Source organism: Actinomadura sp. CNU-125, assembly GCF_001942465.1.
In the GTDB taxonomy this organism is placed as follows: domain Bacteria; phylum Actinomycetota; class Actinomycetes; order Streptosporangiales; family Streptosporangiaceae; genus Spirillospora.
Genome location: NZ_MKJY01000603.1, coordinates 22,256 through 41,549 on the forward strand (window position 1 = coordinate 22,256; position 19,294 = coordinate 41,549).

27 protein-coding genes are annotated in these 19,294 nt (G+C 72.3%); 8 read left to right on the forward strand and 19 right to left on the reverse strand.

Annotated features, from left to right (window positions below):
- Positions 1–6: 6 nt before the first annotated feature.
- Complete coding sequence (locus BJF79_RS49960) at positions 7–600, reverse strand: TetR family transcriptional regulator (RefSeq protein ID WP_075907558.1); 594 nt, start codon at positions 598–600, stop codon at positions 7–9.
- 87 nt (positions 601–687) lie between these two features.
- Between BJF79_RS49960 and BJF79_RS49965 the strand changes: the two genes are divergently transcribed.
- Positions 688–1,569: an SDR family NAD(P)-dependent oxidoreductase gene (locus BJF79_RS49965; RefSeq protein WP_262403737.1), complete on the forward strand. Its 882-nt coding sequence runs from the start codon at positions 688–690 to the stop codon at positions 1,567–1,569.
- An 18-nt stretch (positions 1,570–1,587) separates the two neighbouring features.
- Here BJF79_RS49965 and BJF79_RS49970 read toward each other — a convergent pair whose 3' ends face one another.
- The gene (locus BJF79_RS49970) at positions 1,588–2,151 is read right to left on the reverse strand and encodes a TetR/AcrR family transcriptional regulator (RefSeq protein ID WP_262403738.1); all 564 of its coding nucleotides are present in this window, start codon (positions 2,149–2,151) and stop codon (positions 1,588–1,590) included.
- Positions 2,152–2,230: 79 nt separating this feature from the next.
- On the opposite strand from BJF79_RS49970, the gene BJF79_RS49975 reads away from it, so the two are divergent.
- Positions 2,231–3,490: an MFS transporter gene (locus tag BJF79_RS49975; protein WP_158079547.1), complete on the forward strand. Its 1,260-nt coding sequence runs from the start codon at positions 2,231–2,233 to the stop codon at positions 3,488–3,490.
- A gap of 1 nt (position 3,491) precedes the next feature.
- On the forward strand, positions 3,492–6,089 hold the full coding sequence (locus tag BJF79_RS56920) for a glycoside hydrolase family 2 protein (RefSeq protein ID WP_158079548.1): 2,598 nt from the start codon (positions 3,492–3,494) through the stop codon (positions 6,087–6,089).
- A 12-nt stretch (positions 6,090–6,101) separates the two neighbouring features.
- Here BJF79_RS56920 and BJF79_RS49985 read toward each other — a convergent pair whose 3' ends face one another.
- Positions 6,102–6,890, reverse strand: a complete 789-nt coding sequence (locus BJF79_RS49985) for an alpha/beta fold hydrolase (RefSeq protein ID WP_075907560.1) — start codon at positions 6,888–6,890, stop codon at positions 6,102–6,104.
- An 88-nt stretch (positions 6,891–6,978) separates the two neighbouring features.
- Entirely contained in the window at positions 6,979–8,109 is a 1,131-nt protein-coding gene (locus tag BJF79_RS49990) for an MFS transporter (protein WP_083734872.1), read from the reverse strand.
- 59 nt (positions 8,110–8,168) lie between these two features.
- Here BJF79_RS49990 and BJF79_RS49995 point away from each other — a divergent pair, with 59 nt between their 5' ends.
- The gene (locus BJF79_RS49995; RefSeq protein WP_083734873.1) at positions 8,169–8,642 is read left to right on the forward strand and encodes a MerR family transcriptional regulator; all 474 of its coding nucleotides are present in this window, start codon (positions 8,169–8,171) and stop codon (positions 8,640–8,642) included.
- On the opposite strand, the gene BJF79_RS50000 is transcribed toward BJF79_RS49995, so the two are convergent.
- From BJF79_RS50000 to BJF79_RS50025, 6 genes are all read right to left on the reverse strand, one after another.
- Complete coding sequence (locus tag BJF79_RS50000; RefSeq protein WP_075907561.1) at positions 8,600–9,172, reverse strand: dihydrofolate reductase family protein; 573 nt, start codon at positions 9,170–9,172, stop codon at positions 8,600–8,602. The two genes, BJF79_RS49995 and BJF79_RS50000, sit on opposite strands and share 43 nt — an antisense overlap.
- Positions 9,173–9,251: 79 nt before the next feature.
- Positions 9,252–10,211 (reverse strand): hypothetical protein, encoded by a 960-nt coding sequence (locus BJF79_RS50005; protein WP_075907562.1) that lies wholly within the window; start codon positions 10,209–10,211, stop codon positions 9,252–9,254.
- Positions 10,212–10,260: 49 nt separating this feature from the next.
- The gene (locus BJF79_RS50010) at positions 10,261–10,671 is read right to left on the reverse strand and encodes a hypothetical protein (protein ID WP_143221042.1); all 411 of its coding nucleotides are present in this window, start codon (positions 10,669–10,671) and stop codon (positions 10,261–10,263) included.
- 122 nt (positions 10,672–10,793) lie between these two features.
- Positions 10,794–10,973: a DUF397 domain-containing protein gene (locus BJF79_RS50015; protein WP_075907563.1), complete on the reverse strand. Its 180-nt coding sequence runs from the start codon at positions 10,971–10,973 to the stop codon at positions 10,794–10,796.
- A 97-nt stretch (positions 10,974–11,070) separates the two neighbouring features.
- Positions 11,071–11,250 carry a DUF397 domain-containing protein gene (locus BJF79_RS50020; protein WP_075907564.1) on the reverse strand — a complete coding sequence of 60 codons (180 nt, stop codon included), beginning with the start codon at positions 11,248–11,250 and terminating at the stop codon, positions 11,071–11,073.
- Positions 11,238–12,020 carry a helix-turn-helix domain-containing protein gene (locus BJF79_RS50025; protein ID WP_075907565.1) on the reverse strand — a complete coding sequence of 261 codons (783 nt, stop codon included), beginning with the start codon at positions 12,018–12,020 and terminating at the stop codon, positions 11,238–11,240. Before BJF79_RS50025 ends, BJF79_RS50020 begins: the two co-directional genes overlap by 13 nt.
- Positions 12,021–12,154: 134 nt before the next feature.
- Between BJF79_RS50025 and BJF79_RS50030 the strand changes: the two genes are divergently transcribed.
- Positions 12,155–12,535, forward strand: a complete 381-nt coding sequence (locus BJF79_RS50030; protein WP_143221043.1) for an ATP-binding protein — start codon at positions 12,155–12,157, stop codon at positions 12,533–12,535.
- The gene (locus tag BJF79_RS56925) at positions 12,532–12,693 is read left to right on the forward strand and encodes a hypothetical protein (RefSeq protein ID WP_158079549.1); all 162 of its coding nucleotides are present in this window, start codon (positions 12,532–12,534) and stop codon (positions 12,691–12,693) included. The genes BJF79_RS50030 and BJF79_RS56925 overlap by 4 nt, the downstream gene beginning before the upstream one ends.
- Here the strand turns inward: BJF79_RS56925 and BJF79_RS50035 are convergent.
- Entirely contained in the window at positions 12,665–13,240 is a 576-nt protein-coding gene (locus BJF79_RS50035; RefSeq protein ID WP_075907566.1) for a TetR/AcrR family transcriptional regulator, read from the reverse strand. The genes BJF79_RS56925 and BJF79_RS50035 overlap by 29 nt on opposite strands.
- Positions 13,241–13,339: 99 nt before the next feature.
- Between BJF79_RS50035 and BJF79_RS50040 the strand changes: the two genes are divergently transcribed.
- The gene (locus BJF79_RS50040) at positions 13,340–14,263 is read left to right on the forward strand and encodes an NmrA family NAD(P)-binding protein (protein ID WP_075907567.1); all 924 of its coding nucleotides are present in this window, start codon (positions 13,340–13,342) and stop codon (positions 14,261–14,263) included.
- Between the two features lie 46 nt (positions 14,264–14,309).
- Here the strand turns inward: BJF79_RS50040 and BJF79_RS50045 are convergent, their stop codons facing one another.
- The 8 genes from BJF79_RS50045 to BJF79_RS50080 all read right to left on the reverse strand — a co-directional run bounded on the left by BJF79_RS50045 (position 14,310) and on the right by BJF79_RS50080 (position 18,672).
- Positions 14,310–14,918 carry a chitinase gene (locus BJF79_RS50045; protein WP_262403739.1) on the reverse strand — a complete coding sequence of 203 codons (609 nt, stop codon included), beginning with the start codon at positions 14,916–14,918 and terminating at the stop codon, positions 14,310–14,312.
- Between the two features lie 152 nt (positions 14,919–15,070).
- Positions 15,071–15,589: a lytic polysaccharide monooxygenase auxiliary activity family 9 protein gene (locus tag BJF79_RS50050; RefSeq protein ID WP_075907568.1), complete on the reverse strand. Its 519-nt coding sequence runs from the start codon at positions 15,587–15,589 to the stop codon at positions 15,071–15,073.
- A 497-nt stretch (positions 15,590–16,086) separates the two neighbouring features.
- Complete coding sequence (locus tag BJF79_RS56930) at positions 16,087–16,254, reverse strand: hypothetical protein (protein WP_158079550.1); 168 nt, start codon at positions 16,252–16,254, stop codon at positions 16,087–16,089.
- The gene (locus BJF79_RS50055) at positions 16,242–16,433 is read right to left on the reverse strand and encodes a hypothetical protein (RefSeq protein WP_075907569.1); all 192 of its coding nucleotides are present in this window, start codon (positions 16,431–16,433) and stop codon (positions 16,242–16,244) included. The genes BJF79_RS56930 and BJF79_RS50055 overlap by 13 nt, the downstream gene beginning before the upstream one ends.
- A gap of 82 nt (positions 16,434–16,515) precedes the next feature.
- On the reverse strand, positions 16,516–17,343 hold the full coding sequence (locus tag BJF79_RS50060; RefSeq protein WP_075907570.1) for a TIGR03619 family F420-dependent LLM class oxidoreductase: 828 nt from the start codon (positions 17,341–17,343) through the stop codon (positions 16,516–16,518).
- Positions 17,344–17,599: 256 nt separating this feature from the next.
- Positions 17,600–18,031 carry an SHOCT-like domain-containing protein gene (locus BJF79_RS50070; RefSeq protein WP_075907572.1) on the reverse strand — a complete coding sequence of 144 codons (432 nt, stop codon included), beginning with the start codon at positions 18,029–18,031 and terminating at the stop codon, positions 17,600–17,602.
- Between the two features lie 21 nt (positions 18,032–18,052).
- Complete coding sequence (locus BJF79_RS50075; RefSeq protein ID WP_075907573.1) at positions 18,053–18,313, reverse strand: hypothetical protein; 261 nt, start codon at positions 18,311–18,313, stop codon at positions 18,053–18,055.
- Complete coding sequence (locus BJF79_RS50080) at positions 18,310–18,672, reverse strand: DUF2089 domain-containing protein (RefSeq protein ID WP_075907574.1); 363 nt, start codon at positions 18,670–18,672, stop codon at positions 18,310–18,312. The genes BJF79_RS50075 and BJF79_RS50080 overlap by 4 nt, the downstream gene beginning before the upstream one ends.
- 211 nt (positions 18,673–18,883) lie before the next feature.
- Between BJF79_RS50080 and BJF79_RS50085 the strand changes: the two genes are divergently transcribed.
- Positions 18,884–19,267, forward strand: coding sequence for a hypothetical protein (locus BJF79_RS50085; RefSeq protein WP_262403740.1), 384 nt, complete (start codon positions 18,884–18,886; stop codon positions 19,265–19,267).
- Positions 19,268–19,294: the final 27 nt, after the last annotated feature.

Genomic DNA, 19,294 nt, shown 5'->3' on the forward strand with positions numbered 1-19,294 from the left:
GCGGCATCATGCACGTCTTCGACGTCGCGACGGGCTGACCGTCCCGCCCGTCCGGTCAGGGGGACGGGGCCAGCGCCGCGAAGGTCGCGGTCGACCAGCTCGCGCCGGTCGGCCGCGCCGTCGCGGCGGAGCCACTCGCGGCCCGCGGCGTCCAGCGCCTGCCGCCGCGCACCCGGTGAGCAGGTCGGCGGTGAACGCGTCGACGTCCGCGCCCGGCCGCTCCCGCAGCGCGGCGCCGACCCGCGCGCGCATCTCGTCGCGCCGTTGGTGCAGCCGCGCGCGCAACGCGGGGGTCGCCTCGATCAGCCGCAGCACCGCCGGATCCCGCTGCGCGTCGTGGATCCGTTCCTCCCACTCGCCCAGCACCGTGCGCAGCACCGTCCACGGCGGCTCGTCCGCCGGACGGGCCCGGACGGCGCCCGCGATCTCGTCGGCGAGGTCTTCGACGTCGCCGAACACGACGTCCTCCTTGGACGGGAAGTAGCGGAAGAAGCTGCGCTTCGACAGCCCCGCCGCCGCCGCGACGTCCTCGACCTTCGTCTCCTCGTAGCCGCGTTCGACGAACAGGCCGAGCGCCAGCTCGGCCAGTTCGGCCCGCACCGCCCGTCTCGTCCGCTCCCGCAGTCCCGCGCTTCTCGTCGCCCCGGTCACGCACCCGAGGATACTTCATGTCATCCTGAAGCAAACATGTCACCCGGTGACAAGGAGATGGCGATGATGAACGGCAAGACCGTCCTGGTGACCGGCAGCACCGGCGGGATCGGCAAGGAGACCGCGCGGGGCCTCGCGGGCATGGGCGCCCGCGTGATCCTGGTCGGCCGCGACCGGACCCGCGCGGACGCGGCCGCCCGCGAACTCGGGCCCGCCGCGACCGCGGTCACCGCGGACCTGGCCACGCTCGCCGGCCTGCGCGCCCTCGCCGCCGCGGTGAGCGCCCGGCACGACCGTCTCGACGTGCTGGTCAACAACCTCGGCGGCATGGCCGCCCCGCGCACCCGCACCGCCGACGGCGTCGAGACCACGTTCGCCGCGAACGTCCTGGCGCCCTACGCCCTGACCTGCCTCCTGCTGCCCCTGCTGCGCGCCGCCCCCGCCGCGCGCGTCGTCAACCTCACCGGCGGCATCCCCGGCGGCCCGATCGACCCGGCCAACCTCCAGGGCGAGAAGCGCTACCTGGGCTGGACGTTCTCCCAGTACAACCACGCGAAGACCGCGGTGATGGCGATGAGCCGCCGCTTCGCCGCCGTGGACGGCGTCGCCGTCAACGTCGCCTACCCGGGGCACGCCTACACGCCCGGCAACCGGGCCACGACCGCCGCCGCGTTCCCCTACGCCTACCGGCCGCTCGTCCCGGTCATCCGGTTCCTGGGGCCCCGGTTCCTCGACGACCTGGCGAAACCCGCGCGGTCCAGCATTCACCTGGCGTCCAGTCCGGAGATGGAGGGCGTGACCGGCGTCTACGTCAACGCCAAGGCGGAGCGCACCCCGTGGCCCGCGAGCGTCCTGGACGAACGCAACTGCGACGCCGTCTGGGACCTGTGCGGCCGCCTCGCCGGAATCGCCCCCTGACCCCCGCGACCGCCGCCGCTAAACCGTCCGCCGGAATTCCGCGACGAACCGGCGGAGGTCGCCGACCAGGTCCGTCGATGGGTCGCGCAGCAGGCGGGCCTGGAGTCCCTCGGCGAGGGCGATGACGATCCGCTCGGCCCACGGGTCCTCGGTGCCGAGGGCCCCGCGCAGCAGCCGCCGGACGGCGAGGTCGTGCCGTTCCATGAAGGCGTGCGCGGGATGCGCCGGGTCGGACGCCGCCGCGCTCATGTCGAGGAACAGCTTGGTCAGCCCGGGGGTGCGCATCGTCTCTTCGAGGTAATCCCAGATGCCGTCCTCGGAGTTCAGGTCGTGGCGCTCGGCGGCGGACCGGTCGCGGGCCTCCAGGATCGCGACGAACAGGTGGTCCTTGGAGTCGAAGTAGTGCAGCACGCCCGCCTCGGTGAGCCCGACGGCGGCGGCGATGTCGCGCAGGCGCGGGCCCTGGCGGTCGGACGCGGCGTAGGCGTCGAGCGCGGCGGCGAGGATCTCGGCGCGGCGGGCGGCGCCCTTGGGGTAGCGGCGGGGCGGGTCGGTGGTCGGCACGGCACGAAGCATAGACATCGGCCAAGAAACCTAGTGTCGTTCAGTTTCTTGTGGCAGCATGAGCCGCCGAGTGAGCCGAGACTCCAGGAGCACGAGCATGACCGCGCCCGCCACGCCGCCGCCCGAGGGGCCCGCGGCCGTCCCCGCCCGTCCCGGCGGGGCCGCGCGGGGCGCCCGGCAGGGGCGGCTCTTCGCGATGTTCGCGGTCACCGCCGCGGGCTGGTCGCTGCCCAACACCGCGTCGGCCACCCTGGCGCAGGCGCTCGTCGCCCAGGAGTCGCCGGATCGCAAGGTCGCGCTGTTCGCCGTGGTGAGCACGGTCGGCGCGGTCGCGGCGATGGTGTGCACGGTCGTCGGCGGCGCCTGGTCGGACCGGACGCGCTCGCGGTTCGGCCGCCGGACGCCGTGGATCGTCGGCGGCGCGCTCGTCGCCGTCCCCGGCCTGGTCGCCGCGGCGGTCGCGCCGAACTTCGCGGTGCTGGTCGCGGGTTACGCCCTGTTCCAGGGCGGGATGAACGCCTCCATCGCCGGGCTGCACGCGGTCACCCCCGACCGGGTCCCGCGCGACCGGCTCGGGCTGGCGTCGGCCGTCACGGGCCTCGGCTACCTGATCGGCCTCGTCGCCGGAACCGCCATCGCGGCCGCCTTCATCGAGGCGCCCGCCGCGGGCCTGCTCGCCGTGCCGTGGGTGCTGCTCGCGACCGCCGCGGCGTTCGCCGTCGTCGCGCCGGACGCCTCCAGCCGGGACGCCGCGTCCCCGCCGACCCGATGGCGGGCGCTGCTGCCGCCGCGCGACCGCGACTTCCTGCTCGCCTTCGCGGGCCGGTTCCTGACCCTGCTCGCGCTGCTGCTGTTCAACACCTACGGCCTCTACATCGCCACCGACCATCTCGGCCTCGCCACCGCCGAGGCCGCCGCCGTCATCGCGCTCGGGACGCTGTTCCTCGGCGTCGCCGCGCTGGTCTCCACGATGGTCGCGGGGATCGCGTCGGACCGGATCGGCCGCCGCAAGCCGCTCGTCGCGGGCGCGTCCCTGGTGCTGGGGCTCGGCGTGACGCCGCTGCTCGCCGCGCCGGGCGTCGCGACGATGCTGCTGTTCAGCGCCCTGGCCGGGATCGGGTACGGCACCTACCTGTCGGTCGACGCCGCCCTCATGGTCGAGGTGCTGCCGTCCGGCGGCGACGCGGGCAAGGACCTCGGCTTCCTCGCCCTCGCCAACACCGCGCCGGTCGTGCTGGCCCCCGGACTCGCCGCCGCCATCGTCACACTGCTCGGCTACCGCGCCCTGTTCGCCGCCCTCATGGCGTGCGCGACCGGCGGCGCGCTGTGCATCCTCTCGATCAGGAAGGTCCGCTGACATGCGCACCGGCACCGACGCCACCGGCACCGACGCCACCGGCCGCGCGCCCACCGCGTGGCCGGTCACCGGGTTCGCCCTCGCCGACACCGGACCGGGCGCCGACCGGCCGCCCTCCGGCGCCGCATGGGTCCCGGCCGTGGTGCCCGGCGGCGTCCACGAGTCGCTCATCGCGGCGGGCCGCCTCCCGCACCCGTACCGCGACCGGCACGAGCGCGACGCCGCCTGGATCGAGGACCGCACCTGGTGGTACCGGGCGGAACTGCACCGTCCGGACGTCCCCGCCGGGCACCGCCTGACGCTCGAACTCGCCGGGCTCGACACCGTCGCGACCGTCCTGCTCGACGGCGTCGAGATCGCCCGGCACGCCAGCCAGTTCCGGCCGCTCGCGATCGACGTGCACGACCTCCTGCACGGCACCGCCGAACTGCTCGTCCGGATCGACCCGCCGTTCACCGGCCTCACCGAACCGGACGGTCCGCGCGCCACCCGCGACCGGCTGCGCTCGTTCTTCGCCGGGCAGGGCGCCCCGACCGGGGACGACGAGCCGTCCGGCGTCATGTCGGCGGACCTGTCGATGACGCTGCGCCGCAAGGCCCTGTTCTCCTGGGGCTGGGACTTCGCGCCCCGGCTGCCCTCGCTCGGCCTCATCCGCCCCGTCACCCTGCGCGCCGCGCCCCCCGTCCGCGTGACGGGCGCGCACTGGCGCACCCTCGCCCTGCCGGACGGCCCCGGCGGTGCGGCCCGCGCCGCGCTGACCGTCGAGACCACCGGCGGCGGCACCGTCCACTGGACCCTGCGCGACCCGGACCGGCGCGCCGTCGCCGCCGGGCACGCGCCCGCCGCGCCGCGCGTCGACACCGAGGTGACCGTCCCGGACGCGCGCCTCTGGTGGACCCACGACCTGGGCGAACCCGCCCGTGACGACCTCGCCGTCGAGGTCCGCGACGGCGACCGCGTGCTCGACCGGCGCACCGAACGGGTCGGCCTGCGCACCGTCACGGTCGACCGTTCCCCCGACACCGAGGGCGGACGGCACTTCCGGTTCGTCCTCAACGGCGTCCCGGTCTTCGCGCGCGGCGCGAACTGGGTGCCCGCGTCGATGCTCGTCGGCTCGGTCGGCGACGACCACGTCCACCGCCTGGTGACCCTCGCCCGCGACGCCCAGATGACGATGCTGCGCGTCTGGGGCGGCGGCCTCTACGAGTCCGACGCGTTCTACGACGCCTGCGACGAACTCGGCCTGCTCGTCTGGCAGGACTTCATGTTCGCCTGCGTCGACTACCCCGACACCGACCCCGACCTGCGCGCCGAGGTCGCCGCCGAGGCCGAGCACCAGGTGCGGCGGCTGCGGTCCCGGCCCTGCCTCGCGCTGTGGTGCGGCAACAACGAGGCGTCCGCCCTGCACGCCGCGATCTGGGGCGGCGACGAACCGTCCGGCTGGGGCGACCACTTCTACGACGACCTGCTGCCCGGCACCGTCGAACGGCTCTCACCGGGAACGCCCTACTGGCGCGGCAGCCCGCACGGCGAACTGGAGGCGCACGGCAACGGCGTCCTGGACGGCGACCGGCACGCCTGGGAGGTCTGGCACGGCGCCGACCTCGGCGCGGGCGGCCCGCAGGACTTCGACGGCCCCGGCGACCGCGTCCACTTCCTGCGGTACCGCCACGACCGGGGCCGCTTCATCAGCGAGTTCGGGCTGCACGCCGCCCCCGAACTCTCCACGCTGCGGCGCTGGACGGACGAACCCCTCGAACTCGGCTCGCCCGCGCTGCTGCACCGCATCAAGGACACCCCGAAAGACAAGGGCGCCGCGCTGCTGGCCACCGAGACCGGCGTCCCGCACACGGCCCGCGCCTACATCGCCGCGTCGATGGCGGTGCAGGCGGAAGGGCTCGGCTACGGCGTCGCGCACTACCGGCGCCGCCAGCCGGTGTGCTCGGGCACGCTGGTGTGGCAGCTCAACGAGCCGTGGCCCGGCCTGAGCTGGTCCGTCCTCGACCACGACGGCGTCCCCAAAGCCGCCTGGTACGCGCTGCGCCGGGCGTTCGCCCCGGTCGTGGCGACCCTCCGCCGCGACGACGGCACCGGCCGGATCGAGGTGTGGGTCACCAACAGCACCCCGGCCCCCTGGACCGGACGGCTCACCGCACGGCTCGCCCGCTTCGACGGCTCCGCCGCCCAAGCCGTCCGGCAGATCACCGCCACCGTCGACGGCGGCGCCTCCCGGCCCGTCGCCGCGCTCCCCGCCCCGGCCGCCCCCCGCGCGGTGTTCGCTGAGGTCGTGGACGTCACCGGCCGGATCCCCCGGCACCGGCTGTTCCTCGACCGCCTCCGCCACCTGCCGCTGGACGGCACCGTCGACGCCGCGATCCACGCCGAGGCCCCCGGCCGCACCCGCGTCGAGATCACCGCCCGCGGCCACGCCTACGCCGTCCGCGTCGAACCGACCGGCCCCGCCTTCCGCGCGAGCGACGCCTACTTCGACCTGCCCCACGGCGCACACGCCACCATCGACGTCACCGGACTGCCGTCCGGCTTCGACCCCGCCGCCCTCCGCGTGCGCACCTGGCGCGACGACCGGCGGGACGAGTGACGGCCCGGGCCGTCAGACCCGGTCCAGGAAGTCGCGGATCAGCGCGGACCACTCCCCGGGACGTTCGGCGAACGGCAGGTGCCCGGTGGCGATCTCGGCGTACTCCGCGCCGGAGATCCCGTCCGCGACCCGCCGGTGATGGAACGGCGTGACGAGCTGGTCGAGCGTCGTGGAGACGACGAGCGAGGGCACCGCGATCGAACCGAGGTCGGCGCGGACGTCGACGCCGTCGAGGAGCAGCCCGACGTGGTCGAGCGTGCCCTCGGGGACGGTCGCCGCGACCGTTGTGACGGCGCGGTCGAGGTCGTCCTGCCCGGCCTCGTCGAGAACGGGGGCGCTGGAACCGATGAGGGCGATGAAGGCGGCCAGGCGCTCCCGGTCGCCGCCGCGGAGCAGGTCGCGCCACAGCCTCGCCGCCAGCAGCAGCCGCGGGTTCGGGCACGCGAAACCGGCCGTGAGGACGAGCGCGGTGACCCGCTCGGGATGCCGGACGGCGGCCCGGACCGCCACCGGGACGCCCAGCGAGTACCCGGCGACGGCGAACGACTCCACGCCCTCCTCCACGGCGGTGGCGACGAGCTCGTCGGCGAGGCCGTCGAGGGTGAGCGGGGCCGTCGCGCGCGGCGTCCGCCCGGTGCCCGGATAGTCCGGCCCGACCACCGTCCGCCGCTCGCTCAGGACGTCCATGACCGGGCCGAAGTTCGCGTCGATGCCGCCACCGGCACCATGGGCGAGCAGCAGCCCCGGCCCGGTGCCGCGCACGATCCGGCCGAGCGTGGAGGGGGGAAGCACGTTGGACATCGGTATGCCTTTCCTTCGGATCATTCGGGGTCGCGGGCCGGTCGGCCGCGCCGCCGGACGGCGGCGGCCAGCAGCAGGGCCGCGGAGGTCACCAGGCGCCGACCCAGCCGAGGCCGTCCAGCGGGACGCCTGCGGCGAGGGCCCGGCCGCCGATCTCGGCACCGCCCGCGATGCCGAGGTTGACCGCGGACGCGCCGATCGCGGTCACCAGAGTGGGGGCGTGCGGCGCCGCGATCAGCGCACGCGCCTGCAGCAGCGGGATCAGGGCGCCCGACACCGCGCCGAGGGCCGCCACGACGGCGACGCCCGCCCACTGGGCGCGTCCGGTGAACGCGACGGCGGCCAGCACGATGGCGAGGGCGGCCGGTGTCCCGCACAGCGCGGCGTCCGAGGCGCGGTCGGCCAGTCGGCCGCCGAGGACGTTGCCGACCAGGGCACCGAGGCCGAAGAGCGCGAGCAGCGCGGTGACCGCCGCGGCGGTGAATCCGCCGACTTCCCGCAGCAGCGGGGCGATGTAGGTGTAGGCGGTGAACGTTCCCGCCTGCGCGACCACGGTGATCGCCAGGATCGTGCCCACCCCGCGGCCGCGCAGGCCCCGGATCTCACCGCGCGCCCGCCCGTCCGTCCCCGGCGCGGGCGGACGGACGAGCACCGCGGCGGCGACGACCAGCAGCGCGCCGAACGCGGCGATGCAGGCGAACGTCGTCCGCCAGCCGTGCTGGCCGCCGATCCAGGTGCCCAGCGGAGCGCCCAGGAAGGTGGCCAGGTTCCAGCCCGCCGAGACCACCGCGACGGCCCGGCCGCGGCCGGTCTCCGGCGCCATCGATACCGCGATCACGACCGCCACCGCGAACGTCGTGCCGTGCGTCAGCGCGGTCAGCGTCCGTGCCGCCAGCAGGACGCCGAGACCGTCCGCCAGCGCCGCGGCCGTGTTGCCCGCCACGAACACGCCCAGCAGGGTCGGCAGGGCGTGCCGGCGGGGCATCCGCAGCACGAGCACGGTCACCGGCGGACCGGCGAGGGTGACCACGAGGGTGACCACGAGGGCGTACCAGGTCACCAGGGAGCCGACCGCCGGAAGGGGGCGGTCCAGATCGGCGGCCAGTTCCGGCAGCAGGCCCACCACGGACCACTCCGCGGTGCCCACCACGAAAACGCAGGCGGTGAGCACCGCCGGGGCCACCGTCCGGGAAGAGGGTTCGGCCGTCCTCGTCGTCATGCCGAGGACGCTAAAGTCTCACACCTGTGTGAGAGTCAACGCGGTGAGGTGTGGATCACATGCGCATCGGGGAGATGGTGCGGCGGACCGGGGTCAGCGAGCGGCTCCTGCGCTACTACGAGGAACAGGGGCTGCTCGCGCCCGCGCGGCTGCCGAGCGGCTACCGCGTCTACGAGGAGGCGGACGTGGCCACCGTCCGCAACATCCGGACGCTGCTCGCGGCCGGACTGTCGACGTCGACGATCGCCCGCGTCCTGCCGTGCGTCCGGGACGACGGTCCCCGGCTCGTGCCCACCTGTACGGAGCTGATGGCCGAACTGCGGCGGGAGCGCGAGCGCATCGCCCGCACGATCGACGACCTCCGGACGCCGGGGAGATGCTCGACACGGTCATCGCCGCCGGCCCCGCCTGACGGCGGACCCGGGAAGGACACGTTCGTCGGCCCGAACTACGAGTACCGCAACGTCGACGTCCCTGGGCCGAGCCGCCGTCACACGACCTCGAAGACGTTCTTCTGGATGCCGTTGGAGTAAGCCTCGTGCTCGACCAGGCGGAGCTTCTGCGCGTCCTTGTCGGTGTCGCTGAACAGGCGCTTCCCGGCGCCGAGCAGCAGCGGGAACACCAGCAGGTGGTAGCGGTCGATCAGACCGGCGTCGGCGAGCCCCCGGTTGAGCTGCGCGCTGCCGTGGACGATGATCGGCCCGCCCTCGGTCTTCTTCAGCGCCGCCACGTCGTCCAGCGAGCGGAGGATCGTGATGTCGCCCCAGTTGTCCACCAGGGCGTCCTCGCCGAGCGTGGTCGAGACGACGTACTTGGGCATGGCGTTGTAGCGGGGGAACTCCGCGGTCATCGACGGCCACACGGGGGAGAACGCCTCGTAGCTGACCCGTCCGAGCATCAGCGCGGCCGCCTCCTCCTGTTCACGCCCCTTGATCTCGTAGGCGTCCTCGACGAAGTCGACGTCCTTCATCGTCCAGCCGGAGTTCCGGTAGCCGGGCTCCCCGCCGGGCGCCTCCATGACGCCGTCGAGCGAGACGAACGCGGTACTGATCAGGGTGCGCATGGGAACTCCTGTCGATGCGGCGTCGGCCACCCCGTCGGTGCCCGTGCCGATGTTGTACCAACCTGCACCGACAAAATCCTTAGGAGTCGCAGAAGCCGCAGTCGCAGGGCGGCTCGTACATCTCCCGTCTGCGGCGCTCGTCGCCGCGGCGGGCGAGCAGATGCTTCGGCAGATGGTCCTGCATCTGCCACCACTCCAGCGTGAACCAGAGCTCGTCCTCCCCGCGGACCCGGAACGGGCCGTTCTCGTGCAGCGGCTCGTACCCGTACCACCGGCCCTCGCGGGCGACCACCCTGCCGGGCTCGGCGGAGCCGCGTCGCAACAGGTCGAAGACATAGTGGACGTCCGCCGCGGTGATGTCGCGGACGGGCGTGAGCACGAGCGGCCAGCACGCGGGGTCGTCGGACCCGTCGACGTCCTCGGGCACCTCGGGGGCCGCTCCGGTGAGCGCGTGCAGCCTCCACTCGCCGACCCCGGTCGCGGGGACGACCTCGCCCGCCGGCACACCGGCGCGGACCGCCTGCACGGCCAGTGCCTCCGGCTCGGTGAGCCCGTCGCGCCCGCGTTCGGCCGCCCCGGCGGCCTCGCCGGCCTCGCGCAGCCAGTGGTCCGGGCCGCAGCCGTCCGGTACCGGATCGCCGACGTGGTCGCCGCAGCGGCTCCCCGCCCCGGCGGGCGCCCTGTTGGTGCAGAACGAATGCCCGCACAGCTCGACGACCCGCTGTGTGCCCAACCCGGGGTCGAACAGGGTGCATGCCCGAAACACTCGCGCGGGCTCGCCGCCCTCCGCGGTGAAGAACCGCATGCGCTCGTCCCGTCCGGCCCGCTCGACCTGGAACGTCCTCACCTCCCAGGCGGACAGGACGTGCCCGGCCATCGCGATCGCCAGCGCCGGAAACGGCCGGAAAAGCGAGGGACCGGAGTCGTCGAGGGTCGGGATCGCCGTGATCGGATAACGGGTGTCGGCGTCATCGAGGTGACGGAGCGCGAGCGCCAGAAGTTCCGCGGCGTCGACGTGCGTACCTTCGGCTTCGCTCATGCACTCTCCACTCGGGGGCACGGCGGCTTGCCGACGCCGCCTCGATCGGTCATCTCGGGGCGTCGGTCTGCCAGACGTAGCGGAACCGGCCGGGATACAGGTCCCACTCGCGGAGCTCGCCGATCAGCTCCGCCTCACCGGTGACCTCCGCCTCCCGGATCAGGATGGCCCCATGGTCGTGATCCAAGCCGAGGTCGAAGTCGAACTCTTGCCCCGCGATCCGGGCGATGTCGTAGTCCCAGTGATCCAGGCGGAAGACACGAGCCTGGTCGGACCGCTTCCAGCCTTCACGAGCGGCTCGGCGGTCGGCGGCGGTGCCGACCGGGCGGATGACGACGAACGCGCGGCGCTCGGCGCCCGCCCCGGGCACCTCGGTGGCCAGGGGAGTACCGAGCCGCAACGCGTTCCGCTTGTCGACGGCCCACTCCCACCCGCCGCCCGGACGCTCTGGCGCGCTCACGTGATCCCGCACCTCCCACACTCGTCCGGCATTCTGCAAACAGGCGAGAGGCGGACGCAACGCGATTTCCGGTCGCCGATCGCACGGTCTCGGGCCAACGACGACAGTGAGCCGAGGAGACGTCAGCGCTGCTTGAGCTCGCGGACGAGCGCCCGAAAGCCACCCCGGTCGAGGACGAGCCGAGCCCCGTCCGGATCCTTGGAGTCCCGCACCGCGATGCCGTCCGCCAGCCCAGCCAACTCCACGCAGGCGCCGCCGTGATCGTTGCTCCGGCTGGCCTTGCGCCACGCGATGGCATCCATGCTGCCGTCCAAGGTGGGAGTGAGCAGGATCCTCAGCGTAGGCGGGACGTGCCGGACGGGCCAGAGCCCCGGCCGGGAGCGGCCGGGGCTCAGGGGGTCAGCGCTGCTTGAGGTCGTCCACGAGCGCGCGGAAGTCGCTCCGGTTGAGGATGAGCTTGGGCCCGTCCGGGTCCTTGGAGTCCCGCACACCCACTCCGTTTTGGAGTGTCGCCAACTCCACACACTCGTGACCTTGATCATTGCTTCGCTTGGACTTGCGCCAGGTCAGATCGTCCACCGGTCCATCGCCTTTCGTATGAAGTCGCGGGAGTCGCTGACGCTCAGCGAGCGTGCCTGGAGATCCGCGAATGCGCCGACGCAGTGCAAGATATCTCCAGGCTCGCTCGAGGTGATCCCCCCGGTTGACATTTCCTGGTGAAGTAGTTCCTCGCCAGTCGGTTGGGTGGCGATGCTGAACGCGCCTGAGATTCCCCGGTAGTAGGCAGTGGGAGCGACCTGGATGGCGACGTTCTCCCACTCGGAAGCCTCAAGCAAGCGTTCACACTGGCCGCGCATCACCTCAGGGGTGCCGACTTCTCGCGCCAGAACGACCTCGGCGAGAACCACGATGAGCTTTGGTGGTGGGACGCGTTTGAGGATCTGCTGCCGCTTGAGCCTGCCCTCTAGTGCCAACTGTGACTGCAGAAGCACACGAGCGTACTCCTCTGTTTGGAGCAGGCCGACGACGAAGGTCTCCCCGTACATTCGGAGGAGTGAGGCGGACGCTTCGGCGCGGGGATAGTCCGCGAACGTCTTCGGATACGTGGCTGATTGAAGGAACTCGTCCCACAGGTCTGTGACGGTGTGGCCGGTGTTAAGGGCTTGGTCTAGACGCTGGGCGAAGTCCCGTCGGCAGCGTGTGTTGCCGCTCTCGACCTGGGAGATGTACGACCGGCTGACCGCCATGCGCTTGGCCAGTTCGGTGCGGATGATGGCTGCGTCCTCACGCAAGCGCGTGACCTCGGCGCCGAATGCCTTCAGAGCGGGGGACGTCTTCCGAGCGGCCATGCGACCCTCCAGCGAGTTTCAGCAAACGGAACCGCCTGTTAAGCGGGACGTCTGCGTGTCCGGGGTTCCCTGGTGACACTACGCGCCGAAGTGGACTCTGTGCGGTGAGTCACGGAAATTCGGAGGTGGTCACCGTGGGAGATCCGGCGTCGATCGTCGTGCCGGCGGACGTGGGAGCCGTGAAGGCCGCTCGCGACTGGGTGGGGGAGACGCTCGAAGCGTGGGGGCGGGAGGCGTACGTCGCGAAGGTCGTGGTGTCGGAACTCGTCACCAACGTCGTGCGGCACACCCTCAGCGAGACCGCGACCGTCCGGGTTCTGCTCGCCGACAGGGGAACCGTCGTGGAAGTGCTCGACGGGTGCGACGTGCTGCCGGTGGTGCGGGACGTCGACGTCCTCAGCGAGGACGGACGGGGCCTGGCGATGCTCGGAGCGCTCGTCAAGGACTGGGGCGCGCAGCCGGTCGCGGGCGGCGGCAAGGCGGTCTGGGCGCTGCTGCCCGAGGGAGACGCGTGAGCGACGACATCGTCCCCGTCCTGCACCGCGCGGTACCCGGCTGGGACTTCTCCGTGCGGGACGGGGAGTGGCGTGCAAGCGGACGAGCCGTCATCGCCGCCTCGTCCCTCGAACTCCTCCTCGCGTGGATCACGATGATCGAGGAGTCGGAGGGCTGAGTCCCGCCACGGCCAGGCGGAACAGCCGGTCCGCTCGGGCGGCGGGGTCGGGATGGCGCTCGGTGGCCAGGACGATGCCGACGATCAGCGTGATCAGGTCCGCGACGGTGACGTCCGCCGCCATCGCGCCGTCCCGGGCGGCGTGGTGCAGCAGCGGGGCGGCCGCCTCCTGCAGTGCCGCCGAGCAACCGTTCTCGTACGGATCGGTCTCCACGTCGTCGTAGGCCAGCGCGGCGGCCAGGCCCCGGGCAGAAACGCAGTACGCGACGACGTCGTCCAGCCATTCGAGGAGCGCGGCGCGGCTGTCGTCCCGGCCGGTCAGGTCGCGGGCGCGGACGCACAGGGCTTCGATCCGCTCCCGGGAGACCGCTTCGAGCAGCGCGCGGCGGGACGGGAAGTGGCGGCGGACGGTCGCGGAGCCGACACCGGCGGTGCGGGCGATCTGCTCCAGGGAGGCCGCGGCGCCGTGGGCGGCGACCTCCTCCTCCGCCACGGCGAGGATCCGCGCGTAGTTGCGGCGGGCGTCGGCGCGCCGGCGTTCGGGCATGGCGTCTCCCTCCGGATTGGCTAAGTGGCGGGCCCCGCCGTATCGTACCGGAGTGTAAGTGGCGGGCCCCGCCATTTTTGGCCTACCTGGAGGAGCAGCATGTCCATGGATTCCGCGCCCGTTCTGGTCACCGGCGCGACCGGGAGGCAGGGGGGTGCCACCGCGCGTGCCTTGCTGGCGGCGGGCGTGCCCGTCCGGGCGCTCGTCCGGGATCCGGACGGGGGACGGGCCCGGGCCGTCGAAGCGCTCGGGGCCGAACTCGTCCGGGGCGATCTCCACGACCGTGATTCCGTCGTCCGGGCCGCCGAGGGGGCGCGTGCCGTCTTCTCCGTGCAAATGCCGGGCGTGAAGGGGGACGGGTTCGACTTCGAGGGGGAGGTTGCCCAGGGCGTCAACCTCATCGAGGGGGCGAAGGCCGCCGGGGTGCCGCAGTTCGTGCACACGTCCGTCACCGGCGCCGGTCAGCACACGCGGACGCCCGGGTGGGCCGAAGGGCGCTGGGCTTCGATGGAGCCGACCCTGAGCGCCAAGAGCGCGATCCAGGACCGGGTCCGCGCGGCCGGGTTCCCGCACTGGACGCTTCTGAAGCCGGGCTTCTTCATGGAGAACTTCCTGCCGTCCATGGCGTTCCTGTTCCCGCGCGGTCTCGACGGGGGCCTCGTGAGCGTCCTGAACCCCGAGACCCGGCTGTCCCTTGCCGCGGTGGACGACATCGGCGGTGCGGCCGCCGCGGCCGTCGCCGAGCCCGAGCGGTTCGACGGGGTCGAGCTGGAGCTGGCGAGCGAGTACCTGTCGATGACGGAGATCGCCGAGGTCCTCTCCCGGGTCCTGGGCAGGCGGCTGACCGCGCCGGACATGACCGAGGAGGAGGCCTTCGCCGCCGGGATGCCGGCGATGGGCGCCGGGCACGAGTGGCTGAACGCCGCCGGTCAGCCGGGACGCCCGGAGTATGCGAGGGCACTCGGTGTCCCGCTCACGTCCTTCGAGGAGTGGGCGCGGGAGCACATGCGGGCCGACGCCTGAGCGACGGCGCTCCCCGTCCCGCAAGGCGGGACGGGGAGCGGGCGGGTCAGCAGGTCAGGTTGCCGCCCGTCGGGACGCCGAGGAGCCCGGCGAACCTCGTGTAGGCGTCCACCCGGCTCTGCACCTGGCCCGGGTTGCCGCCGTCGCATTCGAGGCCGCCGTTGATGCTGCGGATGGTCTCGCCGAATCCGTGGCCGCCGACCATCGCGTCGTGCCCGGTCATGGTGCCCGGGCCGTGCTGCGTCATCCAGTACCAGAGCGCGGTCTTCCAGGCGACCGCCGCGTTCTGCTCGACCAGCCACGGGTTATGCAGCAGGTCGATGCCGAGGGTGTCGCCCGCCGCCTTGTAGTTGAAGTTCCAGCTCAGCTGGATCGGACCGCGGCCGTAGTACGCGGCCTGCCCGGCCGGGCAACCGTAAGGCTGGCTCGCGTCGCAGTAATGCGGGTAGTTCCCGGTGTTCTGCTCGACGATGTGCACCAGCCCGCCGGTCTCATGACCGACGTTCGCGAGGAATGCGGCGGCCTCCTGCTTCCGGACGGTGTCGCTGCCGGTGCCCGCGAACGCGGGGAACGCCGACATGGCCGAGGTCAGGCCGTTGTAGGTGTAGAAGGAGTTGCGGTTCGGGAACATCTGCTCGAATTGCGCTTCGCTCACGACGAAGGCGCTCGCCTTACTGCAGGCGGACGCATTCCACGGTGCCGCGCATTCGGCGGCGGCCGGGGCCATGGGCAGGACGACCGGTGCGACACCGGCCGTGAGCAGTGCGGCTCCGAGCAGTGTGCCGGTACGCCGCGCGCCTTTCCGCATCACCGCACGTCCACGTCGATGCATGCGTAGAAGGCGTTGGCGGTGTCGGCGATGTTCCACACCGCGAGCACCTTCTGCCGTCCGCTCACGCCGCCGAGGTCGACCGTGTGGGTCACGGTGGCGGGCGGCTGCTCGCCGCCGCCGTCGATCACCGCGACGCGCCTGCCGCCGACGTAGTACTCGTAGTTCTGGGTGCGGTGCTTGACGGTGAACGTCCAGGTGAAGGCCGTCGTGCGGCCGACGGCGGCGGCCTGCCAGGGCTTGCCGTCGTCGTCGAGTTCGGCGAACCGGGCGTTTCCGCCGCTGCAGCTCCGCAGCCCCTTCGGTCCTTCGACGCTCTGCGGCTCCCACTTGATTGGGCCGCAGTCGACGGTTCCCGCCGCGCACTGCGCCTGGCGGCTCATCGGGGCGGAGACGTAACCGTGGGCGAATGCCGAGGCGGCCGGAATGATCGCGACGAGCGGCGCGATCGCGATGCCGGACGCGATGGTCGTGAACCTGCGTGTCGCTTTCTTCATGCGGGGGGTCCTTGCGTTGCGGGGATGGATTTCGTCGTGCCGCGGGAGTTGGGAGCCGCCGTGGCGATGACCTATCCAGTTGATAGGAAACTTTCCTATCGGTTGCCCGGGACGCTAATCCCGCTGTCCCGAAGGGTCAAGACCCCGTCGCGATCGGCGCCGGACGCACGGCTCGACCAGTGCAGGTCGAATGCCGAACCGGTGAAGTGGCGTCCGCGAATATGTGAATTGCTGATAATCGGTCGAATGATCGATTGGCGATATGTGCCTGATTTCGCCGCGCCGCTTGCCGGTGCCGTCCGGCCGAGCGGGGCGCGGCGGGACGACCGGTCGGCGCGCTTCATCCCGGCTGCCTGCGGAGACCGAGGCTCGGGTGCTCTTGCACTCTGTCGGAACCGTGCGTATCTGGAGCCTTCGCCCTCAGGTCGCCCGCACCGATTCGGCGGGCAGTACGGGATGTCGTTCGGCCGGTCTCGCGGCGAGTTCCGGCCATTCGGTCATAGCAGTCCCTGATCGTCCAGCTCTTCGATCCTGTCTTCGAGCGCGACATTCTCGTTGGTCCGCCGCATCACGTGAATCGCCCCCCGAAGTCGCGGACGACCGTTGTCGTCGCCGGAGATGCCGCCACTACCGGAACCGAATCCGGTAGTGCTCACGCCGACCATTCGATCTCGTCGGCGGCCAGGTCGAGGTGCGCGGAGCCGCCGCCTCCCAGGTTGGGGTCGCCGAACTCCTCGTCGAAGCCGATGAAGAACGGGCCGAAGTCGCCGCCGTTCAGCGACCCTGCTGCGGGGCCACTGCTCGGGGCGCAGGCCGGGTGGACGGCCGACCGCGTGCCCGTCACGGCCCGCGTCGTCGAAGGGGAAGGTCCATCGGCGCTCCTTGCTCGAAAGTGGAGGAAGCGTGGCGGGGCGCCGTGACAGGGCTCAGACGGACGCGCGGAACGCGGCGAGCAGGCGCTGGTCCTCCTCGGGAGTGCGGGCCCGGTCGGGCGTGCCCGGGTAGGTGTCGAGCAGCAGGTGGGTCGCCCCCAGTTCGGCGAACCCCTCGGCCTGCCGCAGGGCTTCGTCCACGTCGTCCAGCCGGATGCGGGGGGCCAGTGCGGGGACGGGACGTCCGGCCTCGTCGGCCGCCCGGCGCAGTGCGGGCAACCCCTCCGCGCGGAGCCGGTCGGGAGTGACGTTGATCGGGTGCCAGGCGTCGCCGAACCGGGCGGTGCGGCGCAGCGCGCCGGGCGACGTCCCGCCGACCCAGACGGGCGGGTGCGGTTTCTGCAGCGGGTGCGGGCGCGGGTCGATCGTCTCGCCGCCGTAGGAGATCGAGTCCCGCGTCCAGGACCGCAGGATCACGTCGAGCTGCTCGTCGGCCAGGGCTCCGCGCCGCTCGAAGGGGACGTCCAGCGCCGCGTACTCCCGCTTCGACCAGCCGACGCCCACGCCGAAGATCAGCCGCCCGCCGCTGAGCCGGTCCAGGTTCGCGGTGACCCGGGCGAGCTGCAGCGGGTGCCGGTACGGCAGGACGGCGACGGTCGTGCCGAGCGCGAGCCGCTCGGTCGTCCCGGCCAGCCAGGCGAGGGTGGTGAACGGATCGTAGAACGGTGCCGGGTACTGCTCCGCGACGTCGGGCGTGACCGCGACATGGTCGGAGATCATCGCGAAGTCGAACCCGGAGTCCTCGGCGAACCTGGCCCAGCCCGCGAGAGACTCCGGGGTCGCGTGGGCACCGAAGTTGAGAATGTTGACGCCGAACTTCATGATCAAGATAAACGTCCGAGGCAGGCGCGGTGTTCCGGACGGCTTCGGCGGTGCTACCGGCTTTCGTCGGCAGCGCTCCGCCCTTCATGGCGGGGGTGAAGCCGACCCTCCCGCCGGAGCGGGACAAAGACAGCCGGATCGCCCCCGAGGCGATCCGGTGCCGCTGGACGGAAACCCCCGGGCGCCCGGGGGAGGCGGAGACCTTAAACGCCTGATGGAGGGCAGGTAAGACCCCGGCTCATCCCGGGGCAGCGCGTCAATCGCAGAAGACCTGCACCTTCGCGTCTGTGTCGTCGACGTCGACGGTGAGGTCGTCCAGGTGCTCGATGAGGTCCTCGATGTGCTGCGGCTTGAGTTCGGTGAGGTCGATCGGCACACCCGACTTCTGCAGCCCGGCGTTGACCTTGGCGAGCGCCTGCGGGGGGATCAGGGCCGTGAGCCGGACTCCGGCGCGCAGCAGCTGGAGCGGGATCCGGACGTTGACGCGGGTGGGACCGTCGCCGTCGAACGCCTCCGCCGCGTGGACCCTCACCCGCAGGTACTTGGGACGCGCTTTCGGACGCGGCGCGTCCTCGGGCGGCGTCTCGGGCCGCTCCCGGCCGAGGGCGTCGAGCAGCCGCTCGGCCTCGTCCGCGCTGATCTTGCCCTCGGCCAGCATCTCCAGGATCTGGCGGCGCTGTTCGTTCATGTCGCTCCTTCTTCCACCGGCTCAGCGGACGCTGACCAGCACGGACGTTCGGCCCTGTTCGATCTCGATCCGGGTGCCGGGCAGCGCGCACAGCAGCCGTCCGGCGCAGCGCAGCGCGCCGACCGGGCTGATCCGGACGACCGCGCACGCGATCAGGCCCGCGAGCACGGCGACGGCCAGCAGCGGCGACAGCACCACCAGAACCGGCGCGACGGGGACGTACAACCGCCGCGACCGGCCGTCGCGATGGCGGTGGCGCACCGTCACCAGTCGGGGGATCACTGGTCTCGTTCCAGTTCGGCGAGCGCCTCCGCGGCGCTGATCTCCCCCCGCCGCAGGCGGTCGACGACGTCGGCGCCGGTGGGCGGCGGGTCGGTGTCGACGAACTCCAGGTGCTCGGCGATCCGGTTCAGCCGGGCCTTGACCGTCGGGTAGCTGACCCCGAAGGTCCGCTCCATCTCCTTGATCGAGCCGTGCGCCCGCACGAACGCGGCGACGAACACCTGGTCGTCCGCGCTGAGCCGGGCCAGTTGCGGCGGCTCGAACCGGCCCTCGATCGCCACGTCGCCGCTGCTCAGGCGGACCCGCTCCACCACGAACGGTCGTCCCCGCGTCAGCTCCGTCAGTTCCTGCCAGTCCACCCTCGCTGCTCTTCCTCTCGATGACGCGTCTGATGTTCAGTTGTATCTTAACTATGTTGAAGTTCCAACGTCTGTGACTTAATTTTCTTAATCGACTGGAGGGGGGTGGGGCCCGCCAAGGAGTCGGAGGGCGGTCTGTGATGCGACAATCGCGAGCGTGGCACTTGCTCGCATAACGCTTGATTCAGGCCGGGATGTCCTGCTGACCCAGGTGCGGATCCACTCCACCTACGACGGGCTCCTTGAGGGCTACCCGACCGCCCAGATGAACGAGAGCCTGCTCGGGTCGCTGGGGAAGCGCAGGGAGTTCCGTTACCGGACGGCACCGCCCGTCCACGTCGTCCGGCCGCCGCGCACGAACCCCGAGCGCGGCCGACGGGGGGCGTTCGGCCCGATGGAGGTGCTCCCCCCGGTGTACTGCGTCGGCTTCTTCGACTCGGCGCGCATCGACGAGGACCACGACGACGTCCTCTACCGGTCATGGCTCGACGTGGTCTGGTTCCAGGACGACATCGCCGGTCCGCCCGTCGAGTTCGTGACGGCCGCGGTGGCGGATCTCCCGTGGGACGGCCTCGCGGAGGACTACGAACTCTGACGCGCGTCCGCCCCGCGTGTCGGTGGA